The sequence below is a fragment of the Candidatus Pelagibacter sp. Uisw_101 genome, from assembly GCF_047727615.1.
GTDB lineage: Bacteria > Pseudomonadota > Alphaproteobacteria > Pelagibacterales > Pelagibacteraceae > Pelagibacter.
This window is the reverse complement of the sequence record NZ_CP159821.1, coordinates 1354018-1378166: the sequence shown is the minus strand read 5'-3', so window position 1 is coordinate 1378166 and position 24149 is coordinate 1354018. Positions and strand designations below refer to the sequence as shown.

Below are 24149 nucleotides of genomic sequence, written 5' to 3'. Positions count from 1 at the left end.
TATTAATTTTTATTCTTCAAGTAGTAAATTGCAAATATTGATATAGTTAATTAATCCCTATATACATATTATATATTATGAGCAGAATTGGAAAAGTTTCCAGAAAAACAAAAGAAACCAGCATTAGTGTTGAAGTTAATATTGATGGCAAGGGTCAATATAAAATTGATACCGGAATAGGTTTTTTAGATCACATGCTTGAACAACTATCAAAGCATTCACTAATTGATTTAAAAGTTAAAGCAAAAGGCGACACTCATATAGATCTTCACCACACAACAGAAGATACTGGAATAGCAATAGGTGAGGCTTTAAAAAAAGCACTGAAAGATTTTAAAGGAATTAAAAGATACGCTCATGCAATGATTCCAATGGATGAAACATTAACAAGAGTTGCAATTGATGTTTCAAACAGACCTTATTTAATTTGGAAAGTTAAATTAAAAGTAGAAAGACTTGGAGAGATGGACACAGAACTTTTTAAAGAATGGTTTCAAGCATTCTCTCAATCAGCAGGAATAACTCTACACATGGAAAATATTTATGGAGATAATAGTCATCATATAATTGAGTCTTGTTTTAAGGCTTTAGCAAGGTCATTAAGAACAGCTTTAGAAATAGACCCCAGAAATAAAAAGAGCATTCCATCAACTAAAGGCTCATTATAAGTTTAATGAATGTCACAATCGTTGATTATAATTCAGGAAATATCAGCTCTGTAATAAATTCCTTTAAAGAAGTTGCTAAAGACAAAGTTAATATCGAAGTGACTTCGGATCTAAATAAAATTAAATCAAGCGATAAAGTAGTTTTACCGGGGCAGGGATCGTTTAAGAGCTGCGTTGATGCATTAAATAGCATAAATGGTCTAGTAGAGACACTCAATGAGTTTGCAATAACTAATAAAAAACCTCTTCTAGGAATTTGTGTTGGTTTACAGATGTTTGCAGATCTTGGTTATGAAGAAACTGAAACAAAAGGACTTGGTTGGATTTCAGGAAAAGTTTCAAAGATCAATAATCAAAATAATAAATTCAAACTTCCACACATTGGTTGGAACCAAATTAGTATTATTAAAGAAAGCAAAATTTTTAAGGATATAGAAAATAAATCACACATGTATTTTGTACATAGCTATGAATTTATTCCAGATGATAAAAGTGTAATTTCTGCAACAACAGACTATTCATCAAACATTGCTTGTTCAGTTGAAAAAGAAAATATCTTTGGAACTCAATTTCACCCTGAAAAGAGTGATAAATTAGGACTTAAAATTATAGAAAATTTTTTAAATTTATAAATATGAAAATATTTCCAGCTATAGATATTAAAGACAAAAAATGTGTGAGATTAATTAAAGGGGACTTTAATAATAAAACTGAATATGAAACATCACCAGTTGATCAAGCTGGTAAATACAAAGATCATGGCTTTAAAAATTTACACATTGTTGATTTAGATGGTGCCTTAACAGGAGAGACAGTTAACCTCAATATTATCAAAAAAATAGTTCATAAGTTTGATTTAAAAATTGAAGTAGGTGGAGGCATTAGAACTATTGATAGTATTCAAAAATATACAGATGTAGGAGTTGAAAAAGTTATTTTAGGAAGTGCAGCTATAAAAGATAAAATTTTTTTAAAAGAAGCTTGTCAAAAATTTCCAAATAAAATTGCCTTAGGTCTAGATGCTAAAGATGGATACTTGTCTGTTTCAGGATGGAAGGAAAACTCTAATCAATTGACTTTAGATTTTTTAAAAGAAGTAAATGATTATGGTGCTAGCAGATTAATTTATACAGACATAAATAGAGATGGGACCAAACAAAGTCCTAATTTTGAAGAAACAACTAATATTGCAAATGTATCTAATTGCCCAGTAATTATTTCAGGAGGAGTGTCTTCAATTGATGACATTAAAAAAGCAAAAGGTTTAAAAAATATTGAAGGAATAATAGTTGGTAAAGCTATATATGATGGTGATATTAAATTGGACGAATTAGTGAGAGAATTAGATGCTTAAAAATAGAATTATCCCGTGTCTTGATGTTAAAAATGGCAGAGTTGTTAAGGGAATTAATTTTGTAGATTTAAAAGATGCTGGCGATCCAGTTGAGCAAGCTAAAATTTACAGTGATGGTGGCGCTGATGAAATTTGTTTTTTAGATATTACTGCTTCCAATGAAAATAGAGACACAATTTATGATGTGGTTGAAAGAACATCTAAAAAATGTTTTGTACCCTTAACGGTTGGTGGTGGGGTTAGGAGAGTTGAAGATATTAATAAATTATTAAATTGTGGAGCAGATAAAGTTTCAATCAATACTGCAGCAGTTCAAAATCCTGAAATGATAATTGAAAGTTCAAAAAAATTTGGATCACAATGTATTGTTGTTGCAATAGATGCTAAAAAAAATGGCAATAAATGGGACGTTTTTACCCACGGTGGGAGAAATAACACAAATATAGATGCAATAGAATTTGCGAAAAAAATGGAAGATAATGGAGCAGGAGAATTACTAGTTACCTCTATGGATAGAGATGGTACTCAAATTGGTTATGATAATGACTTAATGTTTAAAATATCTTCGATAGTTAACATACCAGTGATTGCATCGGGAGGAGTAGGTAACTTGGACCACCTAGTTGATGGTATAAGGCTTGGCAATGCTAGCGCTGTGCTAGCAGCTTCAATTTTTCATTACGGAACACACTCAATTAATGAAGCCAAACAATATTTGAATTCAAGAGGAATTCCCGTTAGGATTTAGACATGTCAGAAAATCTATTAAACTTAGTAAATACAATTAGAGACAGAAAAAATAAGGACGAAGATAAATCTTATACTTCATCATTATTATCAGGTGGGCTGTCCAAATGTATAGATAAAATGGAAGAAGAATTTAGTGAACTTAAAGAGGCGCTAAAAGATAAATCTAACATAGTTCATGAAGCAGCAGATACAATTTATCATATATTAGTTACACTTGAGGCAGCTGATATTAAGTTTGAAGATGTCCTAAAAGAGTTGGAAGACAGAAAAAAACAATCAGGTATTGAAGAAAAGAACAATAGATAATGAGCTACGACAAAAATAATATTTTTGCAAAAATCTTGAGAAAAGAAATTTCTTGTAAAAAAATATTTGAAAATGATCATATTCTTTCCTTTCATGATATTAATCCTCAAAAAAAAATACACGCTTTAGTTATTCCAAAAGGTGAATACATTAATTTAGATGATTTTAATAATAGAGCCTCAGACCGAGAGATAGTCGCGTTAAGCAAAGCTATTACAGAAGTTTCGAAAATACTAGGTATATCAACAGATACAGGTAAAGGCTATAGAGCTTTAACAAATTTGAGTGAAGATGGCGGTCAAGAGGTTCCACATTTACACTTCCATTTATTTGGAGGAGAAAAAGTTGGAAAAATGGTTGAGTGACAGAAAAAATTTATCGAAGCTATTTAGAGATAAGGTCTCTAGGTGAATTAAAAGAAGTTAAGAAGCCCACAGATAATTACTCTGTAGAGCTTGCTGACCCAAAAGATTTTCAATTAAATAAATTTTTTTACAAAACTATTGGTAAGAATTGTCAATGGATTGATAGACTTATTTGGACAGACTTAAATTGGACAGATTATATCTCTAATGATCAGCTATTTACATACATTCTCAAAGATAAAAGTGAAATAGCTGGCTATTTTGAACTGCTATTTAACAAACAAAGCAAAGAAGCAGAAATTGCTTATTTTGGAATTTTGGAAGAATATTATGGAAAAAAATTAGGAGGATATTTATTAAGTGAAGCAATTAAGAGTTCATTTAATATGGGATATGAAAGAGTTTGGGTTCACACTTGTTCCCTAGATCATAAAAATGCTTTAAAAAATTATTTGGCTAGAGGTATGAAAAATTTTAAGTCTGAAACCTTAATCAGATGATCAATTATTTTCAGGTAATTTAAAAATCTTGCTATTTATCTCTTGGTTTTTTTTAACAGAAGAAATAAACGTTATTGATAAATTTTGATAAATATCTTCAGTTTGCCATCCAATTAAATTTAACTCTTTCTTATCAAAAAAAATATTAATTTCAGTATTATTCTCAAAAATTTTAAAATTTAAGTATTTGTTGTCTATAACTCTTGGCTCCAGCTCCTCTATTTTAGAAATTAGATATTCTTTATCTAGTAAAAATTCTAAAGGAGTTCTGTTAAGTGGATAACGATAATAACTTCCCTTGTTACTGGTTTTAATAACTAAAGATTTTCCATTTGATACTAATTTTTTTTTACTAGGATTGCTATATTCACAAAAGATTTTTTTAGGATATTCAATGATACATTTTCCATCTTCACTTTTATCATTAATTGTTTGTAAAAAATTGAAACTTAAATTATTTGTAATTTTCATTTGAGAAATTATCTTATCTTTTGGCAATGAGTTGGCCGGAAGGTAAAAACTGAAAAATAATAAAATGATTATTATCCTATGCATTAAAGAACATCTCTTTTACCAACATGATTAGCTTTACTCACAACTCCGTCAGCTTCCATCATGTCAATAATTCTTGCAGCTCTATTATATCCTATTTGTAATTTTCTTTGTAAAAATGAGGTAGATGCCTTGCCCTCTGATCTAATAATATCAAGTGCTGCCTGGTACAATTCATCTTTATCTACTGAGCCGGAAGCTTCTCCATTCAATTCTTTTTCATCAGCAAAATTTAAGATTTCATCTATATAATCTGGCTCTGCTTGACTTCTTAAATAATTGTTAACTTTTTCAATCTCACCTTCTGATACAAATGGAGCATGAATTCTCACAATCTTATTTGCAGAAGACATATAAAGCATATCTCCTTTACCAAGTAGCTGTTCCGCACCTTGTTCACCTAAAATTGTTCTACTATCTATTTTTGAGGTTACTTGAAAAGATATTCTTGTTGGAAAATTTGCTTTAATGGTTCCTGTAATAACATCAACACTTGGTCTTTGTGTAGCCATTATAATATGAATTCCAGCAGCTCTTGCCATTTGTGATAATTTCTGAATATAGTTTTCTATCTCTTTTCCAGCAACAAGCATTAGGTCAGACATTTCATCTACCACAACAACAATATAAGGCATAGCCAAAGTGTGCTTAGCATTATAGCCATCAATATTACGTACCCCTTCTTTAGTCATAAGTCGGTATCTATTTTCCATCTCTTTAACAACCCAACCTAAGACAGAGGCAGCTTTTTTTGCTTCAGTGATCACAGGACATAATAAGTGAGGTATGCCTTCATAAGTTGATAGTTCAAGCATTTTAGGATCAATTAGTATGAACTTACATTTATCAGGTGTGTGTCTGTAAAGTAGAGATAAGATAATAGTATTTATGCAAACAGACTTACCTGATCCAGTAGTTCCAGCAATTAATAAGTGAGGCATAGAAGCTAAATCTCCAACAACAGGAATGCCAGAAATATTCTTACCTAGCGCAATTGGTAATCTGATATCTTTTTTATTAAAATCAGAGTTAGAAAGTATTTCACTTAAATAAACATTCTCACGACTAGAGTTTGGAAGTTCTATACCAATAGTGCTACGTCCTGGTATAGTAGCGATTCTGGCAGATTCAGAACTAGTGTTTCGAGCAATGTCATCTGAGAGATTAATAATTTTTGATACTTTAACACCAGCTGCTGGCTCGAATTCATTTAGTGTTACCACAGGGCCATGACTAACCTTCTTAATGTCTCCACTAACTCCAAAATCTAATAAGATTTTTTCTAAAAACTCACCATCAATATAATCTTCATCTTTTAATTTTTCTCTATCTTTTTGTGTTGGGATTTTAAGTAAATCAATTGTAGGAAGTTTGAAGCGAATTTTTTTACTAGGAGATTTATTTTCGTTTTTTATAAAAGGTAAATCTTCTTGAATTAAATTAGTAATTTCTTCTTGCGGTATAAACTCACTAATTATTTCATTTTCATTAGTGTAGCTCCTTTCTTTTTTTACAAAGATTAACACTAAAAGTTTTTTTATAATTTTATAAAAGTAATTAATTTTAAAATGGACACTAATTAAAAATAAAATTGAGATAATTAAAATTAACAAGTAATAAGAAATTTGAGAATTAATATTTATTAAAGAAGTTAAAAAAGTTGTCTCTAAATATTTTCCAATAAAACCACCATTTCCATTAATATAAAGGTTGAAGGCAGAAGGGTAAAAAAAAGAAAAAAATAGAGAGCCAAAAGAAGAATAAAGAACAGAATAAAAAATACTTTCAAATATTAAAAAAATTTTTTTATTTAGAACTATATTTATGCCAGAAAATATAAGTGTAAATGGAATTAATAAAGCAATTAGCCCAAAAGTTTGAAAAAAAAAATCAGCTGTGTAACTTCCGTTAAAACCAAGTAAGTTTTTAATCTCAGTATTATCTGGAAAAATAAAATTAGGATCGTCAGGAGAAAAGGTTGTAAGAGAAACGAGTAAAAGAAGGCCAATTACAACAAGAGCAATACCAATAGTTTCGATAATTCTATTTATGCCAAAATTAATTGTATTGTTGGCTAATTTTTTAAATTCCATAAATAAATGAGTCTAATTAATCACTTTGTATCATCTAATTTTTATTGTTAAAATTAAAATTATTATGAAAGTTTGTATTATTGGTGAAGGCCTAACTGCTCTATCTTTAGCTAAAAGCCTTATAAATAAAAAAATAAATGTTTATTATTATCACAAAATTGTAAATGATAATTTTTCTTCCAATAGAACAATAGGAATATCCAAAAGTAATTTTCAATTTTTTAAAGAAAAAATTTTTCAAATTTCCAAGACTAATTATTGGAAAATAAATAAAATAAAAATTTATACAGATAAAATTTATACAGAAAATTTATTAAAATTTGAGAATGATAAAAATGATCTATTTTATATGATAAAGAATGATGAACTTTTAAAGTCATTAAAAAGTAACCTTATTGAAAGTAAGTTTTTTAAAAAAATAATATTAAAAAAAGATATTAATGAAGAGTTTTTAAATAAAAAAGAATATGATTTAATAATTAATTGTGATGCAAATAATTTTTTAGCAAAAAAATATTTCACAAAAAAAATTGTTAAAAATTATTATAATCTTGCTTATACCACTATTTTAAAACATAAAAAAATAAAGAATAATACAGCAACTCAAATTTTTACAAAGCAAGGTCCAATTGCATTTTTACCAATCTCAGACATTGAAACATCTGTAGTATATTCAATAGATATCAAGAATAAAAAATTTAATAATAGCGATGTAATAGATTTAATTAAAAAAAATAACCCTAAATATAAAATTAATAAAATTGATAAATTAAATAGCTTTGAGTTAAGTTCATCTAATTTAAGAAACTATTATTATAAAAATATTTTAGCTTTTGGAGATATGCTTCACAGGGTGCACCCATTAGCAGGACAAGGATTTAATATGACAATACGGGATCTTAGAATTCTAACTAAATTAATTGAAGACAAAATTGAATTAGGTATCCAATTAGATTCATGCATATTAGATGAGTTTGAAAAAAAAACGAAAGATAAAAACTTTGTTTTTTCTAAAGCCATAGACTTGATTCATGAGTCCTTTAACTTAGATAAAAAAGTTCAAAATAAAAGCTTTAGTAAAATTCTCAAAAATATTGGAAAAAATAAAAATCTAAACAATTATTTTATTAAACTAGCCGATACAGGAATGAATTTTTAAGCTTATTGAATAGTTGTATTTTGAAAATTATCAAAACTATAAGTGTTTAATATTTCTGAAATTTTATCTTTTCGAGTTTCTAAATTTTTGCTTTCTAATAAAATTTGTTTTTCTTCCAGTGAAAAGGGAGAGGCCATTGCCAGGGCATTTATTGTTTCATTTAAATCTTGTTTTTCTAAAGACTTCCAATTTATAATGTATCCCTTTTTTTCAAATAATAATTTTAAATCCTTGAAGATTGACTCAAGATCAGCAAATTTTAATTTCCTTTTTTCAGGTGTTAAATCAAGTTCAAAATTATCATAATTGGTTTCACAAATACGGTAAGGTTTTGTACTTTTAATTTCTTTTGTTATTGTAAATCGTGCTATCCCATTTAATTCAATCATATATCTACCATCCGATGTATCTTTAAAACTGATTACTTTACCTAAGCAACCAATCTTATGAAGTCCAGGGATTGAACTATCATCATTGCTTTTTGGCTGTATCAAACCAATCATCTTGTTTGTTTTCATACTATCATTAATCATTTCAACATATCTTGGTTCAAATATATTTAATGGAACTGTTGTATGAGGAAATATAATAAAGTTACTTAATGGAAAGACAGGTATAGTTTTTGGTAAATCTTGTTTTTTCATTCTTTCTTTTAGCAAATTTTTGAAAATCTATATACTAATGAAACACTTTATTATTGATTGAACTAAAAAAACCATCTATTTATAGTGTTTTTTATAAGCGGGTCTAGCTCATTGGTAGAGCGAATCGTTGCCAACGATTAGGTAGAGGGTTCGATTCCCTTGACCCGCTCCAAAATTTTAAAACATACTAATCTATGAGCGATCTACTTAATAAAAAATGTGTACCATGTGAGGGTGGAATCTTACCTTTTGATATTAGTGAAATTCATAAATATCAAAAAAAAGTTGATGGTTGGGATGTTAAAAAAAATACCAAAGAAATATATTTTTTAGAGAAAAATTTTATCTTTAAAAATTTTATTAATAGCCAAAATTTCATAAATAAAGTTGGTGAAATATCAGAAAATGAAAATCATCATCCAGATATTTCATTTGGTTGGGGATATGCTAAAATTGAAATTACCACTCACGCTATAGAGGGATTATCAGAAAATGATTTTATTTTAGCAGCTAAAATTGATCAAATTTTTAATGTCTGAAGTGTCTTGTTTTAGAAAAAACTAAAATAGTACCAGTTTGGTTTGCAAATTTTATTATCTCTTTATCTCTAATTGATCCAGAGGGCTGTATTACGGCTGAAACTCCAGATTGTACTAATTTTTCAATACCATCTACAAATGGAAAAAATGCATCAGAAGCTGCCACAACATTTTCTTTTAAGTTTTGAAATTTATTCATTTTATCTATAGCAATTTGACAGCTATCAAGTCTACTAGGTTGTCCTGAACCAATACCAACAGTTGCTTCTTGACTGGCAAGCACAATTGCATTTGATTTTACATATCTACAAACATTAAATGCAAAAATTAAATTTTTTAATTGAGATTTATTTGGTCTTTGCTTTGAAACAACTTTAAAATCTTTAAGCTCAAAAACTTTTAAATCCTCAGATTGTGTTAAGATAGATTCATTCACTGAGCCAACCTTTATTAAATCTTTCATTATAAATTTTGATGCATTAATAATTCTTATATTTTTTTTTTTTTTCAAAATTTTTAAAGCATCAGTTTCAAAGTCATTTGCAATAACAACCTCTAAGAAAATTTTATTAAGTTCTAATGCTAGAGCTTTATTTATTTTGAAATTACATGAAACTATTCCACCAAAAGCACTAACTGGATCAGAAGCAAGAGCTAATTTATAACTTTTTAAACCATCTTTATTGATTGAAACACCACAAGGATTAGCGTGTTTTACAATAACTGTTCCAGAGTTTTTAGGTAAAGATTTAGATATTGTTAATGCAGAAAAAATATCATTATAATTGTTATAGCTTAACTGCTTACCATGAATTTGTTCAATATTAAGATTTTGAGTTTTAGAATAAATTGCAGCTTCTTGATGTGGATTTTCTCCATATCTTAATTTTTCAATTAAGTTTCCATAAACAACTTTCTTTTTTGGGAAATTGGTTTTTTTAATTTTATTAAAATAGTTAGAAATTACAGCATCATAATAGGCCGTCTCAGAGAAGGCCTCTGAAGACATTTTTTCTCTAAACTCAATAGATGTTGATCCTTTGTTATGTTCTAATTCATTAATTAGAGTCTCATATTGATTTGAAGATGTAATAACCGTAACGTCGTTATAATTTTTTGCTGCTGCTCTAACCATAGTGGGACCCCCAACATCAATATTCTCTATTATTTTTGAATGATTGGTCGTTTGCTCTAAAGTTTTTTCAAAAGGGTAAAAGTTAACAATAACTAGGTCAATTTCATCATATTGATTAGCCTTTAATTCCTTAGCATGAGATTTATCATTTCTTTTACTTAATATACCAGCGTGAATTTTTGGGTGCAGGGTTTTAACCCTTCCCCCAAGAATTTCTGGTGAACCAGTATATTCAGAAACTTCCAAACATTTAAATTTGAGTTTCTTTATTTCTTTATAGGTGCCCCCAGAGCTTATTAACTCAATCTTGTATTTAGATAAAATTTTTAAAAGACTACCTAGATTTTTTTTATCAGATACTGAAATAAGAGCTTTTTTTATTTTTTTCATTATAATTTTGAGATTTCCCATCTTATAGTTTGATTTTCTTCATTAGTCATTCCTGAAATAAATATATTTTGATTATCAGTGAAAGAATTTTTTTCACCAAAATATAACCCTTTATCAATATTCATTATTGAATTGTCTGAACTAAACTTCCAGCCCTCTCCATCAAGATCTATAAATATTGACTTTCCATCTTTTGTTTTCATTACTTTAACGTTTGGTTCTAAGTGAAATCTAATTTCAAATTTTAAATTCTTAATATCCTTATTAGAAATAATTTTATCGTGTCCAATAAATTTTAATTGTTCTGGGTAGAATTCTATTTCTCGGGCATGAACAATTCCATGTAGTTTTAAATAACCATCATGAGAAGCATTAATTTTCCAATAATTTTTTTCAAATACAATTTTTTTTTTTTAATATTCTTAACCCTTGGTTAATTCTAGATTTTTTGTCTCTGAGTTTATTAAAACTACAAGAAGATTTATCATCTACAACTAGTGTGCTGTGGACTGCACTCGATTTAGATATTTCATTTAATTGGTGATTAACCTTTTGAAAATAACCACAATTACTAATTAATTTTTTACCATTTGATATGATCTCAAAAGACAAAGCTCCAGCTTGATAATTTGAAGATAGTTTAGTATTTGGACTTGATCCAATATCCATTATCAGAGAATTTTTTTTATTGTTAAGTACTACATAACCACCTAGCTCATTATTTTGGTTTTTAAAGTTATAGCCAAGTCTTTTTAAATAAAGGTCAAAATTATGGTTATTTGTTTTGTGATTACCATTAAAGAGAAAATCTATTTTATTGTTTTGCCAAATAAAAGCGTAAGCCTGACCTAAATAATATATATTTTCATTTATAAAGTCAGGTATTTCATTTTGAGATTCTTTGAACCACTCTCTAATTAATATAAAATATTTTAAATAGAAACTTAACTGCCTAATATTTCTTGATTTTGGAAAGCCATCATTATCCAATGAATATTTTACTAATTTTTTTAGTAAACTTAACCCAGTATTTAAATAATCATTATTTTGAGAGTATGATAGGCCGGTTAAAATGATAGCTGCACAACCTATAATCTTATCATTGATTAATTCAGAGGTTTCAATTTCATCAATAAGGTGATTGATCTGTTTCTTTACAATGCCATTAAATTTTTCCTTATAATCAACACTTCCGTCTTCATAGGTAAGCCTAGAATTTGAAATCCAAGCTATTATTCTTTTTCCGATTATATCAATTTTCCAATTTTTAGAGTTGTATCTGTCATTTCTATTAATCCATTGATAAATGACATTTTGGGTATCTTTTTTTGAAGATCTAAGGTCTAGGCTAAATAACCAAAAAAAACTGTTTAAATTCTGTTGGTCTTTTTTTTTTAAATTTGGATTATCCCAAATTTCATTTAACGAATAATTTTCTATGTTAATTTTTTTTTTATCATATTTTACAAGACCATCTAACAAGTTAGGGCTTGGTTGATATTCTATTAACCCAATATAGGAAGGTGTAATTTTTTTATTATAGAGATTAGAATTTAAATAAAAATGACGAATTTTTTTTTTGATAAGCTTAAGTGAATTGTTTAAAATCATTATTCTAACTTGATTTTAAAAGGCCTATATTTTTTTTTATATCTCCATTATTGTTTTTAAATATAGTTGTCCCAGATACTAAAATGTTTGCACCAGCTTCTATTGCTAGTTTATTATTATCAAAGTTAATCCCACCATCAATCTCGATATCAAAATCTAGATTCTTTTGATCTCTTATTTTTTTTAATTCTCTTATTTTTTCTAAAACTTCCGGCATAAACTTTTGCCCTCCAAATCCAGGGTTTACACTCATAATTAGAACTAAATCTATCTCATTTAATAAGTCAGTTATTAAATTAATTTTAGTTCTTGGGTTTAGAGAAACCCCTGCTTTTTTATTTAAACTCTTTATATGTTTTATTGAACTTTTTAAATCTTCAGTAGCCTCCGGATGTATGGTGATTATATCTGCTCCCACATCAGCATAATCTTTAATATATTTATGCACAGGAGAAATCATTAAATGAACATCAAATGGTAAATTTGTATATTGTCTTAATGATTTAATAATAGGTGGTCCCATTGTCAAATTTGGAACAAAATGGCCATCCATCACGTCAACATGGATCATATCTGCACCACCTTCTTCAAGTCTTTTTATTTCATTTCCTAACTGACTAAAATCAGCAGATAAAATTGAAGGTGATATTTGTATTTTTTTCATTGATTACTAACATTAGTAGTATCAATTTTATTTTTAATTTGAATTAATTATTTGCCAAAAATACGATAAATTTCTGAGGCAATTTCACTTTCTAAAGGAAAAGATAACATTCCCATGACAGAATACCCTAGTAGGTAGGGCATAAGGTAAAATCTAATCATATAAAAGAACCAGGCTACATAGAGTGGAACAAGAGGATCTATAATAAATGAAGGAGTAATAGGTTTAAATAAACGAATTAATGGATTTGTTAATTTTACAAAAGCCTTCATAAAAAAAAATTCTGAATTTTCTCGTTGAAAGATATTCATCGCAACTCTTCCAATCAAAGTCCACATTACAACACCTAAAATATAATCAATTATAAGAATAAAAGGATGAATTTCTGGCATAAATATAAAAAGGAATTTTGTTTAAAAATTTACTAAGGGGCGAAATAAATCGCCCCTTAATAATAAATTTAATTAGTGTTGTTTTCCAAGAATTGTTTTACCACTTGGAATACGAAGCTCGTCAATCATATCTTGAGTAGCTCTGTCTGGTGCTTTTGTTAGTAAACTAACAACTACCATAGAAACTAAACTAACCAACGATCCAAAGATACCGAATGTAAGTTGAGTAATACCCCAGAATCCAGCTCCACCAGTACGTACCCAAATTAGATACCAAGTACCAGCTGCTAATCCTAGAAGCATTCCTGCAACAGCACCAGGACCATTCGCTCTTTTCCACCATACACCTAGTACAAGTGGGAAGAACAATCCTGACATCGCAAAGTCAAAAGCCCAGATTACTGAACCTAAGATACCTTGGATACCCATTGCGGCAATAGTTGCTCCAGCAAAACCAATGATTACAAGTAATACCCTTGCAACAATTAATCTTTTCGCAGCTTCTGCTTTTGGATCAATGATCTTGTAGTACAAGTCATGAGACAAAGCATTTGCGATTGCTAAGATCAAACCATCAGCAGTAGACATGGCAGCGGCCATACCTCCAGCAGCAACCAGACCTGAGATTACATAAGGTAATCCAGCAATTTCTGGAGTAGCTAACACAACAGCTTTACCACCCATGAAAAACTCATTTAATTCAAGAGTTCCATTTCCGTTAAAGTCGCTGACAAACATCAGGTTAGCTTGGTTCCAGTTTTGATACCAATCTATCGCTTGAACTTCAGCTATTGATTTACCAATAATCCCTGTTGAAAGTGTTGGATCAATCAGTGATAGTTTTGATAATGTAGCTAACATTGGCGCAGTTGAGTATAAAATAAAGATGAAAAGTAGCGACCATGCTACAGATCTTCTAGCTGATTTTACACTTGGAGTAGTAAAGTATCTCATCATAACATGAGGCAAAGAAGCTGTTCCTGCCATCATACAAATTGCTAGAGAAATGAATCCCCAGCTTGTTCCGTTAACCGATGAGTGTGCTTTAGTTATTCCAGCCAAACCTTTTGGTACTGTAGCTAAGTCTGCAGCTGAGTTTTTCACAAACCCAAACTGACCTTCTAGTTCAGCAATTCTAGCTACTTCATCTCCCAACATTAAATGTGGGAAGAATCCAGCACCCATTTTACTACTGATCCAGAATACAGGAAGTAAGTAAGCAATAATTAAAACTATATATTGCGCAACTTGCGTCCATGTAACCGCTCTCATTCCACCAAGCATTGAACACATCAATATACTTGCTAATCCGACGTACACAGCAATTTCAAAAGGAATATCTAATGCTACTGAAGCAATAGTTCCTGTTGCATTGATTTGTGCAGTCACATATGTGAATGAAGCTACTGTTAATACTAGTACTGCAGAAAGTCTTGCTGCATTACCACCATATCGTGTACCAACAAAATCTGGAACTGTGTAACAGCCAAATTTTCTTAAGTAAGGTGCTAGTAAAGTAGATACAAGTATATAACCACCTGTCCATCCAACTAGTAGTGCCATATATCCATAGCCCTTAAAGTAAATACCACCTGCCATCGCAACGAATGATGCACCAGACATCCAGTCTGCTGCAGTAGCCATTCCGTTAAATACAGTAGGTACTTCTCTGCCTGCTACGTAGTACGCGTCCATCTGAAGTGTACGTGATAACCAACCGATTATCGCATAGATAGCAATGGTGAATATAACAAAAGAAATTCCTATTGCTTTTGCAGACATTCCCATTTGTTCAGCAATCGCCATCAATATTATGAACCCTATAAAACCACCTGTATAGATTCCATAAACTTTTGGTAGATTGTCTATAAATTTACCTTTTATCATTAGCTATCCTCTCTTTCAGTGAAACCAAACTCTTCATCTATCTTCTCTTGTCTACCCGCAAACCAGAAATTCAAAATTACAAATGCTAATAATGAACCCTGACATGTCATATAATATGACAATGGGTAACCAAAAGGTTTGAAGCTAGATGCTTCCATTTCAGTTCCGAAAAAAAAGATGCCAATCGAGAATACAAACCAGATCGCTAAAGTAACAAACAATAGCCCCCTAGTTTTTTCCCAATGTTTTGCTTTATTTGACATTTGTCTCTCCCTATATAGTTAAGAGAGAAACTTTAACCATAATGAGATAGATTGAAAGCCTTTAAATAGTTCGAATTGGAGCCATTTTTGTAATATAAAGCATATAAAAAGTAGGTAAAATTGCTCAAATATAAACTTAAAATAAAAGACATAAAACTTGAAGATTTTAGAGTTTATTTATTTGCTTTGTTTAAAGGAGTTCTTCCAAAGAAAAAAATCAAGAATATAGAAGACCTTACACTGTTTATTCAAACAAAATCAGCTTGGGTATCTCAGGTCACATTATATAATTACTTAAAAACAAGAATGGGAACTAAGTGGGTATTACACTTTGATGATGAAATATTTTTAGCATCAATTAACAAAGCTAAATGGAATATTTATTCTATAGCACTTCAGGATCTTACTTTTTATAGCCTATCGTATTTGAATGTTTTTTGTAATTATAAGGACATGAGTAAAGCCAATGAAATTTATGATGAAATTTTGACCAAAGAAAAAAAAAATGAAATGCCAGAAGAGATTATTTCGGAAGCAAAAGAAAAATTTAAAGAACGATTAGAAAAGATTGACTGGAATACATATTATAAATCTTGGCCATTTAATGAAAGCGCTCTAACCTTATATAAATGGGCACCAGTAGCTGAAGAATTAAAAATTTTAGACAGAAAGATCGTGTTAAATTCTATGATCTTAAAATGGGAAAATATTGAAAAAGAATTTAAAGAATTAATTAAGATTTAAATATTTTTTCTATTATCAACTAAACTTTGCACAACACTTGGATCGGCTAAAGTAGATGTGTCACCCAATTGATCATGTTCGTTAGCAGCAATTTTTCTTAAAATTCTTCTCATAATTTTTCCAGATCTTGTTTTTGGAAGACCAGGTGAAAAATGAATAATATCAGGAGTAGCAAGTGCTCCAATTTGTTTTCTTACCCAAAGTTTTAAATCTCTTTCAAGATCTAAATCTGATCTTTCCCCAACATTTAGAGTTACATAGCAATATAGACCGTTACCCTTAATATCATGTGGGTATCCAACTACAGCAGCTTCAGCAACTTTTGGATGAGCAACAAAAGCACTTTCTATTTCTGCAGTTCCAAGGTTATGACCAGAGACAATAATTACATCATCTACACGACCGGTTATCCAGTAGTAGCCATCCTTATCTCTTTTAGCACCATCACCTGTAAAGTATTTTCCATCGAACTGAGAAAAATAAGTATCAATAAATCTTTGATGATCACCATAAACAGTTCTCATTTGTCCAGGCCAAGATTGAGAAATGCACAACCTTCCTTCACCAGCTCCCTTAATTTCTTTACCATTTTTATCAACTATAGATGGCTTAATTCCATAAAAAGGTTTACTTGCAGAGCCAGGTTTTAAATTCATGGCTCCTGTCTGTGGACTAATTAAAATCCCACCTGTTTCTGTTTGCCACCATGTATCAACAATAGGACATTTAGAATTTCCAACTGTTTTGTAATACCACATCCAAGCCTCAGGATTAATAGGCTCTCCAACAGTTCCTAATAATTTTAAAGATTTTCTTGAAGTTTTCTTAACAGGCTTATCACCCTCTCTCATTAAAGCTCTAATAGCTGTAGGAGCTGTATAAAAAATATTAACTTTGTATTTATCAATAATTTGCCACCATCTTGAGCTGTCAGGGTAGGTTGGAATTCCTTCAAACATTATTGTTGTTGCACCATTAGCAAGAGGACCATAAATTATATAACTGTGGCCAGTAACCCAACCAATATCAGCTGTACACCAATAAATATCTTTTGGTTTGTAGTTAAAAATATATTGGTGTGTCATGGATGCGTAAACCATATAACCACCTGTTGTATGTAAAACTCCTTTTGGCTTTCCAGTAGAGCCAGATGTGTAGAGAATAAATAAAGGGTCTTCTGCGTTCATTTCCTCAGGTTCACATTTATTTGATACATCTTTGATTAAATCGTCATACCAAATATCTCTTCCTTTAACCCAACCAACTTTGTTTCCAGTTCTTTTTATAACAATACATTTTTTAACATCTGGACATTTTCTTAATGCTTCATCAGTGATTGCTTTTAGAGGGATAGTTTTTCCACCTCTAACTCCCTCATCTGCAGTAATGATGTACTGTGACTCGCAGTCATTAACCCTACCAGAAATAGAATCTGCTGAAAACCCACCAAAAATAATTGAGTGAACCGCACCAATTCTAGCACAAGCTAGCATTGTTACCGCCAGTTCTGGGATCATAGTTAAATAAATCGTAACTCGATCACCTTTTTTAATTCCTAGTTTTCTTAAGCCATTTGCAGTTTTAGAAACTTCATTATGTAATTGTTTGTACGAAATTTTTTTAGTATCTTTTGGATCATCACCAACCCAAATAATGGCTGTTTTATCCTTTTTATTTTTAAGGTGACGGTCTATACAATTGGCAGAAGCATTTAATGTTCCATCTTCATACCATTTAATTTTAACTTCTTTTTTGCTGTATTTTACGTCTTTAATTTTTTTGTATGGCTTAATCCAGGTAATTCTTTTTCCCTCAACCTTCCAAAAGTTATCATTTTTTTTTATCGAGTCAGAGTATTTTTTTTGATATTTCGCTTTATTTGCTAGAGCACTTTTTACCCACTCAGGTTTAGTCTTTATGACTAATTCTTTTTCTTCAATTTTTTTTAAAACTTTTTTCTTAATAGGTTTTATTTTTTTTTTAACCTTAGTTTTTTTAGGAGTTTTTTTTTTAACTTTTGATATTGATTTTTTTTTAGGCATGAATTTTTTTATTTAAATACTACTCATCTTATTTAAAATTTTCCAGCTTTTAGAGTCTATGGGCATAACAGATAATCTACTTTGTCTAATAAGTGATAAATGGCTAAGAGACTTGGTTTTTTTAACCTCTTCAAGAGTTACACTTTTCTTTAATTTTTCTTTAAACTTTACTTGAACAGCTACAAATCGTCCATCTTTGTCAGTTTTATCCAAGAAAGCTTCTTTAATAACCTCAACTATACCAACAATTTCTTTACCTATATTTGAGTGATAAAAAAAACAAAGGTCTCCTTTTTTCATTCCTCTTAAATTTTTAGCTGCTTGGTAATTTCTTACTCCATCCCAAGGAGCACCTTTAGCGCCAGCTTTTTTTTGTTGATCAATTGACCAAACATCAGGCTCTGATTTCATTAACCAGTAGTTCATCTAATTGTTTTCCCGGGGTTTATTTATTTTTTTAAACATAGCACTTTCGTTTTACATCAATTAATACAAATATGTACCATACGATAGTATGTATTAATAAGTGCCAATCAATGGTTATTATTGATTTATTATTTTAATGAATTTATCAATTTGTTTTCAACAAGCAATCCATTTGCATATGTTAAAAAATCGTCAGGTATGTTATTCTTAAAGCATGTTTTGCAATTAAGATCATTAAATTTTTCTTTATTAAATATTACATGTAGAAAAGCTTTATTTACGTTTGAAAAAGGATTTCCAAAATTCAACTTTTCTCCTTTATCAAAAGATACTCCAATAATGTCACTTAGCTTTTTTGAAAGATTTTCTGCTTTTTCAAAATTATTTTTCTCTACTTCTTTTAATATTTCTCTCAAAACTTTGCCAAAACAATTTGCTGTGCTTAATAAAAATCCATCATATTTACCCCTTGGTTTAATATGATTAAAATAGTTTTTCTCTGCACCTCTTAAAAATTTTAAATCTCCAAAATCAATTTTTGAATCAATAACTTTGTCTTCATCACTTGTATCTTTAAATAAAACAATTCTCTTTTTAAATTTATCTTTTAAATACTTTAAAGTTTCTGGTTTAATCTCACACTTAACAACTTGTGGTAATTGATAGATGGAAATTGGTAACAATGTATTTTCAATAATTTTTTCAAAATGTTTAATAATTTCGTTTTGAGTTATTGTCTCATTTACTGGTGCACATAAAGTTAATCCAAAAAAGCTTGCTTCACACGTATGATCAGTTAAATAATCTTCAATAAGTTTAGCCCTATGCAAAACTTCTTTGGTCGTATTCCCAAATGCACCAAATAATATTTTGTTTTGATCAGTTAAAAAATTTTTTTCAGTTAATATTTCAAGCCAATCGTTTATTAATTTATCACTTAATATCCAGCCATCCCCTGTAGTTCCGCATACCAAGAATTGTTTTACACTTGGCTCTAACCACTTCATGTGTTTTTTTATAAGTGCTTTATTTAATCTTAAATTATCGGCTAATTCGTAGTGCGTAAGAATGGGAGCCCACAAAGGGTCAAAATTGTTCACGACTTGAAAATACATTACTTAAAAAGTAAATATTATCTAATATTGCTAATTATTAGTTGATTTTTAATATATTATATTAAATATTATAAAATTATTAATAAAAATTATTAATTATATGGATTTGCTTGATAAAAAAATAATAAAAATACTAAAAAATAATAGCAAAGCTACGCTTCAAATAATAAGTGATCAGATAAATTTAAGTATTGCCCCTACTGCAAGAAGAATTAATCAACTTGAATCAAAAGGTATAATTAAGAATTACACAGTAAATATTGATGAAAATTCTTTTGGTTACAAGTTTCCAGCTTTTATTTTTATAAGCTTAGAAAGACAACAGTCTAAAAACTTTGATAAATTTGAGGAAAAAATATTGAGTTTTCCGGAAGTAGTTGAATGCTGGTTAATGACAGGAACTAAAGATTATCTTATTAGAATTGCCGTAAAGGATGTGGAAGAATTTGAAAACTTCTTAACAAAAAAACTTACTGTTATTGAGGGTGTTTCATCGGTAGAATCTTCTATACCGTTGCGTCGTGTAAAATCTGATCATGCTAGAATTTATTAAAAAAGTCGCACCATGCGATGTACCATACATAGATATTTATTAATGGCCGTCAATCAATACTGTTTATATATTAAATAAAGTAAAAAGCTGGTGGGAGTCAGTGGAGTCTTGCTGATGTACTGTAAGCTTTGGTTTAATTAACCAGTATTGCATATTTTAAATATTCATTTCATTAAAAATCTCTTTTGCAACATACCACGCATCAAAAGCAGTTAAAGATTTAAAGACTCTGATATATTCATCAAAACACATAAGTTAGTCAATTTTTAATTGAAATTTAATAAAGTTATGCTCAATAGTAAAAACTAAAAAGTCTGTATTTTTTAAAATTAATCTAAATAAGGCTATAAAAATTAATCCCAATCATAATTCTATCTTTTAACAGCTAATCTTACACTTTCATCGATTCGACTAAGGAATAAATTTATTTTATGATCTTTAATATATTTGTCTGTTGCTTTGCGAGCACCACGGCACCATCCATAATCGTCAATAATTAATATACCACCTGGGCTTATGATCGGATATAAGTGGACAAGTTCGTGGTAAGTAGAGGCATACCAATCCGTATCCAGGCGCAATAATGAAATTTTTTCAGGTATATTGTCTGGGATAGTCTTTTCCACGGTTCCTTTAACAAAAATAAAATTATCTTTTGGATAGTTAGATGTGTAAACATTTTTACGGACTTCCTCAATTGTGCCACCATATCCCCATGGGACACTTTCAGGATTTGAGCTGTCATTCTTCCACTTTTTTTGTAAATTTAAACCGTCCCAGTCTACATCCTGTTCATCTGGTTTTGTCATACCTGTAAATGTATCATATAAAAAAATTTTCCGGTCAGTGTCACCAAAGTGAGCAAGCGCAAGCGCCATTAGAATTACAGAACCACCACGCCACACACCACACTCAACGAAATCACCAGGAATTTTATTTTTGACCATATATTGAACTGCTTTATATAGTGAGTATGAAGGCTCAATCCCCCTATTAATGGTCATTGTATAAGGTGCAAATTTGTTTATAATTTTTAGGAAATAAAGATCATCTGGATCATCTCCTATTATGTCTCGATAATTTACCTTAGTTCCGTCAGGCAGTACAATGTTTACCATAAAACGTCCTTTATCAAATTAATTTTTCAGTGTTTACTTGAAAATAAACTAAGATTATTAAATCATCACTCGTCTGGATAATCAAGTTCATTTAAGTTTTCTTAAATTAACTAGTGCTGCATTACAATTTTACTCCAGCACCTTTTAAAAAAGCAGCATCTGCATCTAAAGGCCATCTAGGTTTTGCGGGACTATCTAATTCACTAAACTGTTTTAACTTAAATTTCTCTAATCCAACCATTGCAATCATTGCAGCATTATCTCCACACAAATTAATACGTGGAAATATTGCTTCAAAATCTTCTTCTTTACAAAGATTAGTTAGAACTTCTCTAATTCTTTTGTTTGCAGCAACACCACCCGCAACTACAAATTTATTTTTATTTGTTGTGTTCATTTTTTTAAATTCTTCAAAAGCAATTTTACTTTTCTTATATAATATTTCTTCAATTGTTTTTTGAAAAGATGCTGCAAGATCATATTTTTCTTGTTCAGTTTTTATTTGTTTTGATATTTTTAAAACAGCAGTCTTTAAACCTGCAAATGATAAATTACAGCCCCCTTTATGAAAAATTGGCTTGGGTAATTTATATTTATTGGGATCACCTTTTTTTGCATATACTTCAATTTGGGGCCCACCAGGAAACTCTATTCCTAATAATTTTGCCGTTTTATCAAATGCTTCACCTACAGCATCATCAATAGTTGTTCCTAATCTTTTATAATTTCCTAACCCCTTAACACTTAAAAATTGAGTATGGCCTCCAGAAATTAAAAGTAATAAATAAGGATAGTTTAATTCAGAATTTAGTTTTGGGCTTAACGCATGTCCTTCTAAATGGTTAACAGCTATAAAAGGTTTATTGAGAGAAGAGGCCATTGCTTTCCCAAAACTTAAACCAACAGATAGACAGACTATAAGACCAGGTCCTGCAGTTGCTGCTACCGCATCTAGGTCCTCCATTTTTACTCCACTTTCATCAAGTGCTTTTTTTGTGATTAAATCTATTTTTTCCATATGAGATCTTGCAGCAAGTTCTGGCACAACACCGCCAAACTCTTTATGAACATCTACCTGGCTCGAAACAATACTTGATAAAATTGTTGGCATACCTAGCTCATTTTCAGTTATGATTGAGGCAGCTGTTTCATCACAGCTTGATTCAATTCCTAAAATTATGGGTTTTTTATTCATTAAATTAGTTTTTATTAATAATACATTCTCAATATAAGTATGAAGTATAAAGCAATTAAATGAAAAATAGAAAAATTATTATAGGCTCTAGAGGTAGCAAATTAGCACTAATCTATGCAGAAAAGGCTAAAGAAAAAATTCTCAAACATTCAAAAGATTTTAGAATTGAAGAAGTAATCATTAAAGAAATCGTAACCAAGGGTGATCAAGTTCAAGACAAAAGATTATCTGAAGTAGGTGGTAAGGGACTTTTCTCAAAAACTATAGAGGTTGAATTATTAGAAAAAAAAATAGATATAGCTGTGCATGCGTTAAAAGATATGCCGTCTGAAGAAACTAAAGGACTGTTAACAGATTGTTTTTTAGAAAGAAATGATCCAAGGGAAATTTTAATTAGCAAAGATAATAAACATCTAAAAGATTTAGCTCCAAATTCAATTATTGGAACATCTTCTTTTAGAAGAGAATTTCAGATTAAAAAAATAAGAAATGATCTTGATTGTAAATTAATTAGAGGAAATGTTGATACAAGAATAAGAAAACTTAACGAAAATTTATATGATGCAATTATCTTATCTTATGCTGGAATTGATTCTTTAGGATTAAATCAGAATATCTCTCAAACTTTTTCTACTTCAGAAATTATACCTTGTGCAGGACAAGGAGTTATTGCTTTGCAATGTAGAAATAGTGATGAAGAGTTAATTGAGCTATTAAAACAAGTTGATCATCAATCAACACATAGTACAATAAAAGCTGAAAGAAATATTTTAAAGGTTTTAGAAGGGGACTGTGAAACAGCAGTAGGAGCATTTGCTAGTATTGAGGGCAATAAAATTATTCTTGAAGTCGAGCTTTTTTCACTAGATGGCAGTAAAAGATTTCATTTAAAATCATCTGAAAGTATAGACAAAGCAGAAGAATTGGGAATAGAGATGGGAGAAACTCTAAAAAAGATGTCTAATAATTCTTACAAAAAATAATATGCATATTTTATTCACACGACCCTTAGAAGATTGTCATGAAATGATATTAAAATTTCAATCATTGGGTCATGAAATATCTCATTTACCTTTAATTAATATTGAAGGTCTAAAACATGAAGTTCCAAACTATCCTGAGTTTAAAGGAATTATTTTTACCAGTACTAATGCTATTAAATTTTTGGATATAAAGAACATTGATAAAAAATTAAAATGCTTTTGTGTTGGAAACGCTACAGAAAAAAAAGCTAGAAGTGTTGGTTTCCAAAATGTTTTTGCAGCTGAGGGAAATGTTAATAATCTTAAGGAATTAATCTTACAAAATTTCAAATCTTCTGAAGGAAAGTTAATTTATATAAGTGGAGAAATAATCTCTAGCGATTTAGATAAGGAACTTATTTCGAGTGGGTACACAATAGAACGATTAATTAATTATAGAGCCAACGCGATCGAAAAATATGATGAAGGCTTTATCGAAAAACTGAAATTGAAAATGCCTGAAATCACTTACATTTATTCGCAAAATAGTGCTATTAATTTTTTAAAAGTAATTAAAAATTATCAGCTAGAAACCTTATGGATGAATACTAATTTGATGTGCATTGGAGAAAAAACCTCTTCAATTCTTAATGAAATTAAATGGAAAAAAATTTTTCTTTTTAACCCTGGAGAAGAAGAATTTTTGCTATATAAAATTTAAC

28 protein-coding genes and 1 tRNA gene are annotated in these 24149 nt (G+C 29.6%); 14 read left to right on the top strand and 15 right to left on the bottom strand.

Annotation, left to right across the window (positions count from 1 at the left end; translation table 11 throughout):
- Positions 1 to 77: 77 nt before the first annotated feature.
- From hisB to ABXT48_RS07370, 7 genes are read left to right on the top strand one after another with little or no spacing between them, the layout of a single operon-like run.
- Positions 78 to 668 (top strand): imidazoleglycerol-phosphate dehydratase HisB, encoded by a 591-nt coding sequence (gene hisB / locus ABXT48_RS07400; RefSeq protein WP_271520795.1) that lies wholly within the window; start codon positions 78 to 80, stop codon positions 666 to 668.
- Positions 669 to 673: 5 nt separating this feature from the next.
- Positions 674 to 1300, top strand: a complete 627-nt coding sequence (gene hisH / locus ABXT48_RS07395) for an imidazole glycerol phosphate synthase subunit HisH (RefSeq protein WP_415286400.1) — start codon at positions 674 to 676, stop codon at positions 1298 to 1300.
- A 2-nt stretch (positions 1301 to 1302) separates the two neighbouring features.
- Positions 1303 to 2022, top strand: a complete 720-nt coding sequence (hisA, locus tag ABXT48_RS07390) for a 1-(5-phosphoribosyl)-5-[(5-phosphoribosylamino)methylideneamino]imidazole-4-carboxamide isomerase (RefSeq protein ID WP_415286399.1) — start codon at positions 1303 to 1305, stop codon at positions 2020 to 2022.
- Positions 2015 to 2770: an imidazole glycerol phosphate synthase subunit HisF gene (gene hisF / locus ABXT48_RS07385; protein ID WP_415286398.1), complete on the top strand. Its 756-nt coding sequence runs from the start codon at positions 2015 to 2017 to the stop codon at positions 2768 to 2770. Before hisA ends, hisF begins: the two co-directional genes overlap by 8 nt.
- 2 nt (positions 2771 to 2772) lie before the next feature.
- Complete coding sequence (gene hisE, locus ABXT48_RS07380) at positions 2773 to 3078, top strand: phosphoribosyl-ATP diphosphatase (RefSeq protein ID WP_415286397.1); 306 nt, start codon at positions 2773 to 2775, stop codon at positions 3076 to 3078.
- On the top strand, positions 3078 to 3443 hold the full coding sequence (locus ABXT48_RS07375) for an HIT domain-containing protein (RefSeq protein WP_415286396.1): 366 nt from the start codon (positions 3078 to 3080) through the stop codon (positions 3441 to 3443). The genes hisE and ABXT48_RS07375 overlap by 1 nt, the downstream gene beginning before the upstream one ends.
- Positions 3440 to 3943: a GNAT family N-acetyltransferase gene (locus tag ABXT48_RS07370; RefSeq protein WP_415286395.1), complete on the top strand. Its 504-nt coding sequence runs from the start codon at positions 3440 to 3442 to the stop codon at positions 3941 to 3943. Before ABXT48_RS07375 ends, ABXT48_RS07370 begins: the two co-directional genes overlap by 4 nt.
- Here the strand turns inward: ABXT48_RS07370 and ABXT48_RS07365 are convergent, their stop codons facing one another.
- Together ABXT48_RS07365 and ABXT48_RS07360 are read right to left on the bottom strand one after the other, a co-directional pair.
- On the bottom strand, positions 3944 to 4414 hold the full coding sequence (locus tag ABXT48_RS07365) for a LolA family protein (RefSeq protein ID WP_415286394.1): 471 nt from the start codon (positions 4412 to 4414) through the stop codon (positions 3944 to 3946).
- Between the two features lie 83 nt (positions 4415 to 4497).
- Positions 4498 to 6588 (bottom strand): DNA translocase FtsK 4TM domain-containing protein, encoded by a 2091-nt coding sequence (locus ABXT48_RS07360; RefSeq protein ID WP_415286393.1) that lies wholly within the window; start codon positions 6586 to 6588, stop codon positions 4498 to 4500.
- A gap of 64 nt (positions 6589 to 6652) precedes the next feature.
- Between ABXT48_RS07360 and ABXT48_RS07355 the strand changes: the two genes are divergently transcribed.
- Positions 6653 to 7747 carry an FAD-dependent monooxygenase gene (locus ABXT48_RS07355; protein WP_415286392.1) on the top strand — a complete coding sequence of 365 codons (1095 nt, stop codon included), beginning with the start codon at positions 6653 to 6655 and terminating at the stop codon, positions 7745 to 7747.
- A gap of 2 nt (positions 7748 to 7749) precedes the next feature.
- On the opposite strand, the gene ABXT48_RS07350 is transcribed toward ABXT48_RS07355, so the two are convergent.
- A complete protein-coding gene (locus ABXT48_RS07350; RefSeq protein WP_415286391.1) occupies positions 7750 to 8391 on the bottom strand; it encodes an LON peptidase substrate-binding domain-containing protein in 642 nt (213 codons plus the stop codon).
- 97 nt (positions 8392 to 8488) lie between these two features.
- On the opposite strand from ABXT48_RS07350, the gene ABXT48_RS07345 reads away from it, so the two are divergent.
- Both ABXT48_RS07345 and ABXT48_RS07340 read left to right on the top strand, forming a co-directional pair.
- Positions 8489 to 8563, top strand: a tRNA-Gly gene (locus ABXT48_RS07345).
- A gap of 22 nt (positions 8564 to 8585) precedes the next feature.
- Entirely contained in the window at positions 8586 to 8930 is a 345-nt protein-coding gene (locus ABXT48_RS07340) for a 4a-hydroxytetrahydrobiopterin dehydratase (RefSeq protein WP_415286390.1), read from the top strand.
- On the opposite strand, the gene purH is transcribed toward ABXT48_RS07340, so the two are convergent.
- From purH to ABXT48_RS07305, 7 genes are all read right to left on the bottom strand, one after another.
- Positions 8920 to 10476 (bottom strand): bifunctional phosphoribosylaminoimidazolecarboxamide formyltransferase/IMP cyclohydrolase, encoded by a 1557-nt coding sequence (gene purH / locus ABXT48_RS07335; RefSeq protein WP_415302933.1) that lies wholly within the window; start codon positions 10474 to 10476, stop codon positions 8920 to 8922. The two genes, ABXT48_RS07340 and purH, sit on opposite strands and share 11 nt — an antisense overlap.
- Positions 10455 to 10793 (bottom strand): heparinase II/III family protein, encoded by a 339-nt coding sequence (locus ABXT48_RS07330; RefSeq protein WP_415303366.1) that lies wholly within the window; start codon positions 10791 to 10793, stop codon positions 10455 to 10457. Before ABXT48_RS07330 ends, purH begins: the two co-directional genes overlap by 22 nt.
- Positions 10794 to 10848: 55 nt before the next feature.
- A complete protein-coding gene (locus ABXT48_RS07325) occupies positions 10849 to 12066 on the bottom strand; it encodes a heparinase II/III-family protein (protein ID WP_415302931.1) in 1218 nt (405 codons plus the stop codon).
- A gap of 4 nt (positions 12067 to 12070) precedes the next feature.
- Entirely contained in the window at positions 12071 to 12730 is a 660-nt protein-coding gene (gene rpe, locus ABXT48_RS07320; RefSeq protein ID WP_415286388.1) for a ribulose-phosphate 3-epimerase, read from the bottom strand.
- A gap of 47 nt (positions 12731 to 12777) precedes the next feature.
- Entirely contained in the window at positions 12778 to 13122 is a 345-nt protein-coding gene (locus tag ABXT48_RS07315) for a hypothetical protein (protein ID WP_415286387.1), read from the bottom strand.
- A 72-nt stretch (positions 13123 to 13194) separates the two neighbouring features.
- A complete protein-coding gene (locus ABXT48_RS07310) occupies positions 13195 to 15009 on the bottom strand; it encodes a sodium:solute symporter family protein (RefSeq protein WP_415302929.1) in 1815 nt (604 codons plus the stop codon).
- Positions 15009 to 15272 carry a DUF4212 domain-containing protein gene (locus tag ABXT48_RS07305; protein WP_415286385.1) on the bottom strand — a complete coding sequence of 88 codons (264 nt, stop codon included), beginning with the start codon at positions 15270 to 15272 and terminating at the stop codon, positions 15009 to 15011. Before ABXT48_RS07305 ends, ABXT48_RS07310 begins: the two co-directional genes overlap by 1 nt.
- Before the next feature lie 120 nt (positions 15273 to 15392).
- Between ABXT48_RS07305 and ABXT48_RS07300 the strand changes: the two genes are divergently transcribed.
- Positions 15393 to 16016 carry an esterase gene (locus tag ABXT48_RS07300; protein ID WP_415286384.1) on the top strand — a complete coding sequence of 208 codons (624 nt, stop codon included), beginning with the start codon at positions 15393 to 15395 and terminating at the stop codon, positions 16014 to 16016.
- Here ABXT48_RS07300 and acs read toward each other — a convergent pair.
- The 3 genes from acs to ABXT48_RS07285 form a co-directional block, all read right to left on the bottom strand.
- Entirely contained in the window at positions 16013 to 18058 is a 2046-nt protein-coding gene (gene acs, locus ABXT48_RS07295) for an acetate--CoA ligase (RefSeq protein ID WP_415286383.1), read from the bottom strand. The genes ABXT48_RS07300 and acs overlap by 4 nt on opposite strands.
- Before the next feature lie 12 nt (positions 18059 to 18070).
- Entirely contained in the window at positions 18071 to 18484 is a 414-nt protein-coding gene (locus ABXT48_RS07290; protein ID WP_415286382.1) for an EVE domain-containing protein, read from the bottom strand.
- Between the two features lie 128 nt (positions 18485 to 18612).
- Complete coding sequence (locus tag ABXT48_RS07285) at positions 18613 to 19584, bottom strand: dihydrodipicolinate synthase family protein (protein WP_415286381.1); 972 nt, start codon at positions 19582 to 19584, stop codon at positions 18613 to 18615.
- 115 nt (positions 19585 to 19699) lie between these two features.
- Between ABXT48_RS07285 and ABXT48_RS07280 the strand changes: the two genes are divergently transcribed.
- On the top strand, positions 19700 to 20152 hold the full coding sequence (locus ABXT48_RS07280; protein ID WP_415286380.1) for an Lrp/AsnC family transcriptional regulator: 453 nt from the start codon (positions 19700 to 19702) through the stop codon (positions 20150 to 20152).
- A gap of 371 nt (positions 20153 to 20523) precedes the next feature.
- Here the strand turns inward: ABXT48_RS07280 and ABXT48_RS07275 are convergent, their stop codons facing one another.
- On the bottom strand, positions 20524 to 21270 hold the full coding sequence (locus ABXT48_RS07275) for a TylF/MycF/NovP-related O-methyltransferase (protein WP_415302927.1): 747 nt from the start codon (positions 21268 to 21270) through the stop codon (positions 20524 to 20526).
- A 121-nt stretch (positions 21271 to 21391) separates the two neighbouring features.
- Entirely contained in the window at positions 21392 to 22465 is a 1074-nt protein-coding gene (gene tsaD, locus ABXT48_RS07270; RefSeq protein WP_415286378.1) for a tRNA (adenosine(37)-N6)-threonylcarbamoyltransferase complex transferase subunit TsaD, read from the bottom strand.
- Positions 22466 to 22524: 59 nt separating this feature from the next.
- On the opposite strand from tsaD, the gene hemC reads away from it, so the two are divergent.
- Both hemC and ABXT48_RS07260 read left to right on the top strand, forming a co-directional pair.
- Entirely contained in the window at positions 22525 to 23448 is a 924-nt protein-coding gene (gene hemC, locus ABXT48_RS07265) for a hydroxymethylbilane synthase (protein WP_415286377.1), read from the top strand.
- 1 nt (position 23449) lies between these two features.
- Positions 23450 to 24148: a uroporphyrinogen-III synthase gene (locus ABXT48_RS07260; RefSeq protein WP_415302925.1), complete on the top strand. Its 699-nt coding sequence runs from the start codon at positions 23450 to 23452 to the stop codon at positions 24146 to 24148.
- Position 24149 lies beyond the last annotated feature (1 nt).

Excerpts from the sequence above, each read along its gene's own strand:
- ABXT48_RS07340 (WP_415286390.1), top strand. The coding sequence starts at position 8,586 with ATGAGCGATCTACTTAATAAAAAATGTGTACCATGTGAGGGTGGAATC.
- ABXT48_RS07275 (WP_415302927.1), bottom strand. The coding sequence starts at position 21,270 with ATGGTAAACATTGTACTGCCTGACGGAACTAAGGTAAATTATCGAGAC.
- ABXT48_RS07365 (WP_415286394.1), bottom strand. The coding sequence starts at position 4,414 with ATGAAAATTACAAATAATTTAAGTTTCAATTTTTTACAAACAATTAAT.
- ABXT48_RS07290 (WP_415286382.1), bottom strand. The coding sequence starts at position 18,484 with ATGAACTACTGGTTAATGAAATCAGAGCCTGATGTTTGGTCAATTGAT.
- hisE (WP_415286397.1), top strand. The coding sequence starts at position 2,773 with ATGTCAGAAAATCTATTAAACTTAGTAAATACAATTAGAGACAGAAAA.
- purH (WP_415302933.1), bottom strand. The coding sequence starts at position 10,476 with ATGGGAAATCTCAAAATTATAATGAAAAAAATAAAAAAAGCTCTTATT.
- acs (WP_415286383.1), bottom strand. The coding sequence starts at position 18,058 with ATGCCTAAAAAAAAATCAATATCAAAAGTTAAAAAAAAAACTCCTAAA.
- ABXT48_RS07315 (WP_415286387.1), bottom strand. The coding sequence starts at position 13,122 with ATGCCAGAAATTCATCCTTTTATTCTTATAATTGATTATATTTTAGGT.
- ABXT48_RS07260 (WP_415302925.1), top strand. The coding sequence starts at position 23,450 with ATGCATATTTTATTCACACGACCCTTAGAAGATTGTCATGAAATGATA.
- hisF (WP_415286398.1), top strand. The coding sequence starts at position 2,015 with ATGCTTAAAAATAGAATTATCCCGTGTCTTGATGTTAAAAATGGCAGA.
- hisA (WP_415286399.1), top strand. The coding sequence starts at position 1,303 with ATGAAAATATTTCCAGCTATAGATATTAAAGACAAAAAATGTGTGAGA.
- ABXT48_RS07360 (WP_415286393.1), bottom strand. The coding sequence starts at position 6,588 with ATGGAATTTAAAAAATTAGCCAACAATACAATTAATTTTGGCATAAAT.
- ABXT48_RS07310 (WP_415302929.1), bottom strand. The coding sequence starts at position 15,009 with ATGATAAAAGGTAAATTTATAGACAATCTACCAAAAGTTTATGGAATC.
- ABXT48_RS07375 (WP_415286396.1), top strand. The coding sequence starts at position 3,078 with ATGAGCTACGACAAAAATAATATTTTTGCAAAAATCTTGAGAAAAGAA.
- ABXT48_RS07280 (WP_415286380.1), top strand. The coding sequence starts at position 19,700 with ATGGATTTGCTTGATAAAAAAATAATAAAAATACTAAAAAATAATAGC.
- ABXT48_RS07325 (WP_415302931.1), bottom strand. The coding sequence starts at position 12,066 with ATGATTTTAAACAATTCACTTAAGCTTATCAAAAAAAAAATTCGTCAT.
- tsaD (WP_415286378.1), bottom strand. The coding sequence starts at position 22,465 with ATGAATAAAAAACCCATAATTTTAGGAATTGAATCAAGCTGTGATGAA.
- ABXT48_RS07305 (WP_415286385.1), bottom strand. The coding sequence starts at position 15,272 with ATGTCAAATAAAGCAAAACATTGGGAAAAAACTAGGGGGCTATTGTTT.
- hisB (WP_271520795.1), top strand. The coding sequence starts at position 78 with ATGAGCAGAATTGGAAAAGTTTCCAGAAAAACAAAAGAAACCAGCATT.
- rpe (WP_415286388.1), bottom strand. The coding sequence starts at position 12,730 with ATGAAAAAAATACAAATATCACCTTCAATTTTATCTGCTGATTTTAGT.
- ABXT48_RS07350 (WP_415286391.1), bottom strand. The coding sequence starts at position 8,391 with ATGAAAAAACAAGATTTACCAAAAACTATACCTGTCTTTCCATTAAGT.
- ABXT48_RS07355 (WP_415286392.1), top strand. The coding sequence starts at position 6,653 with ATGAAAGTTTGTATTATTGGTGAAGGCCTAACTGCTCTATCTTTAGCT.
- hemC (WP_415286377.1), top strand. The coding sequence starts at position 22,525 with ATGAAAAATAGAAAAATTATTATAGGCTCTAGAGGTAGCAAATTAGCA.
- hisH (WP_415286400.1), top strand. The coding sequence starts at position 674 with ATGAATGTCACAATCGTTGATTATAATTCAGGAAATATCAGCTCTGTA.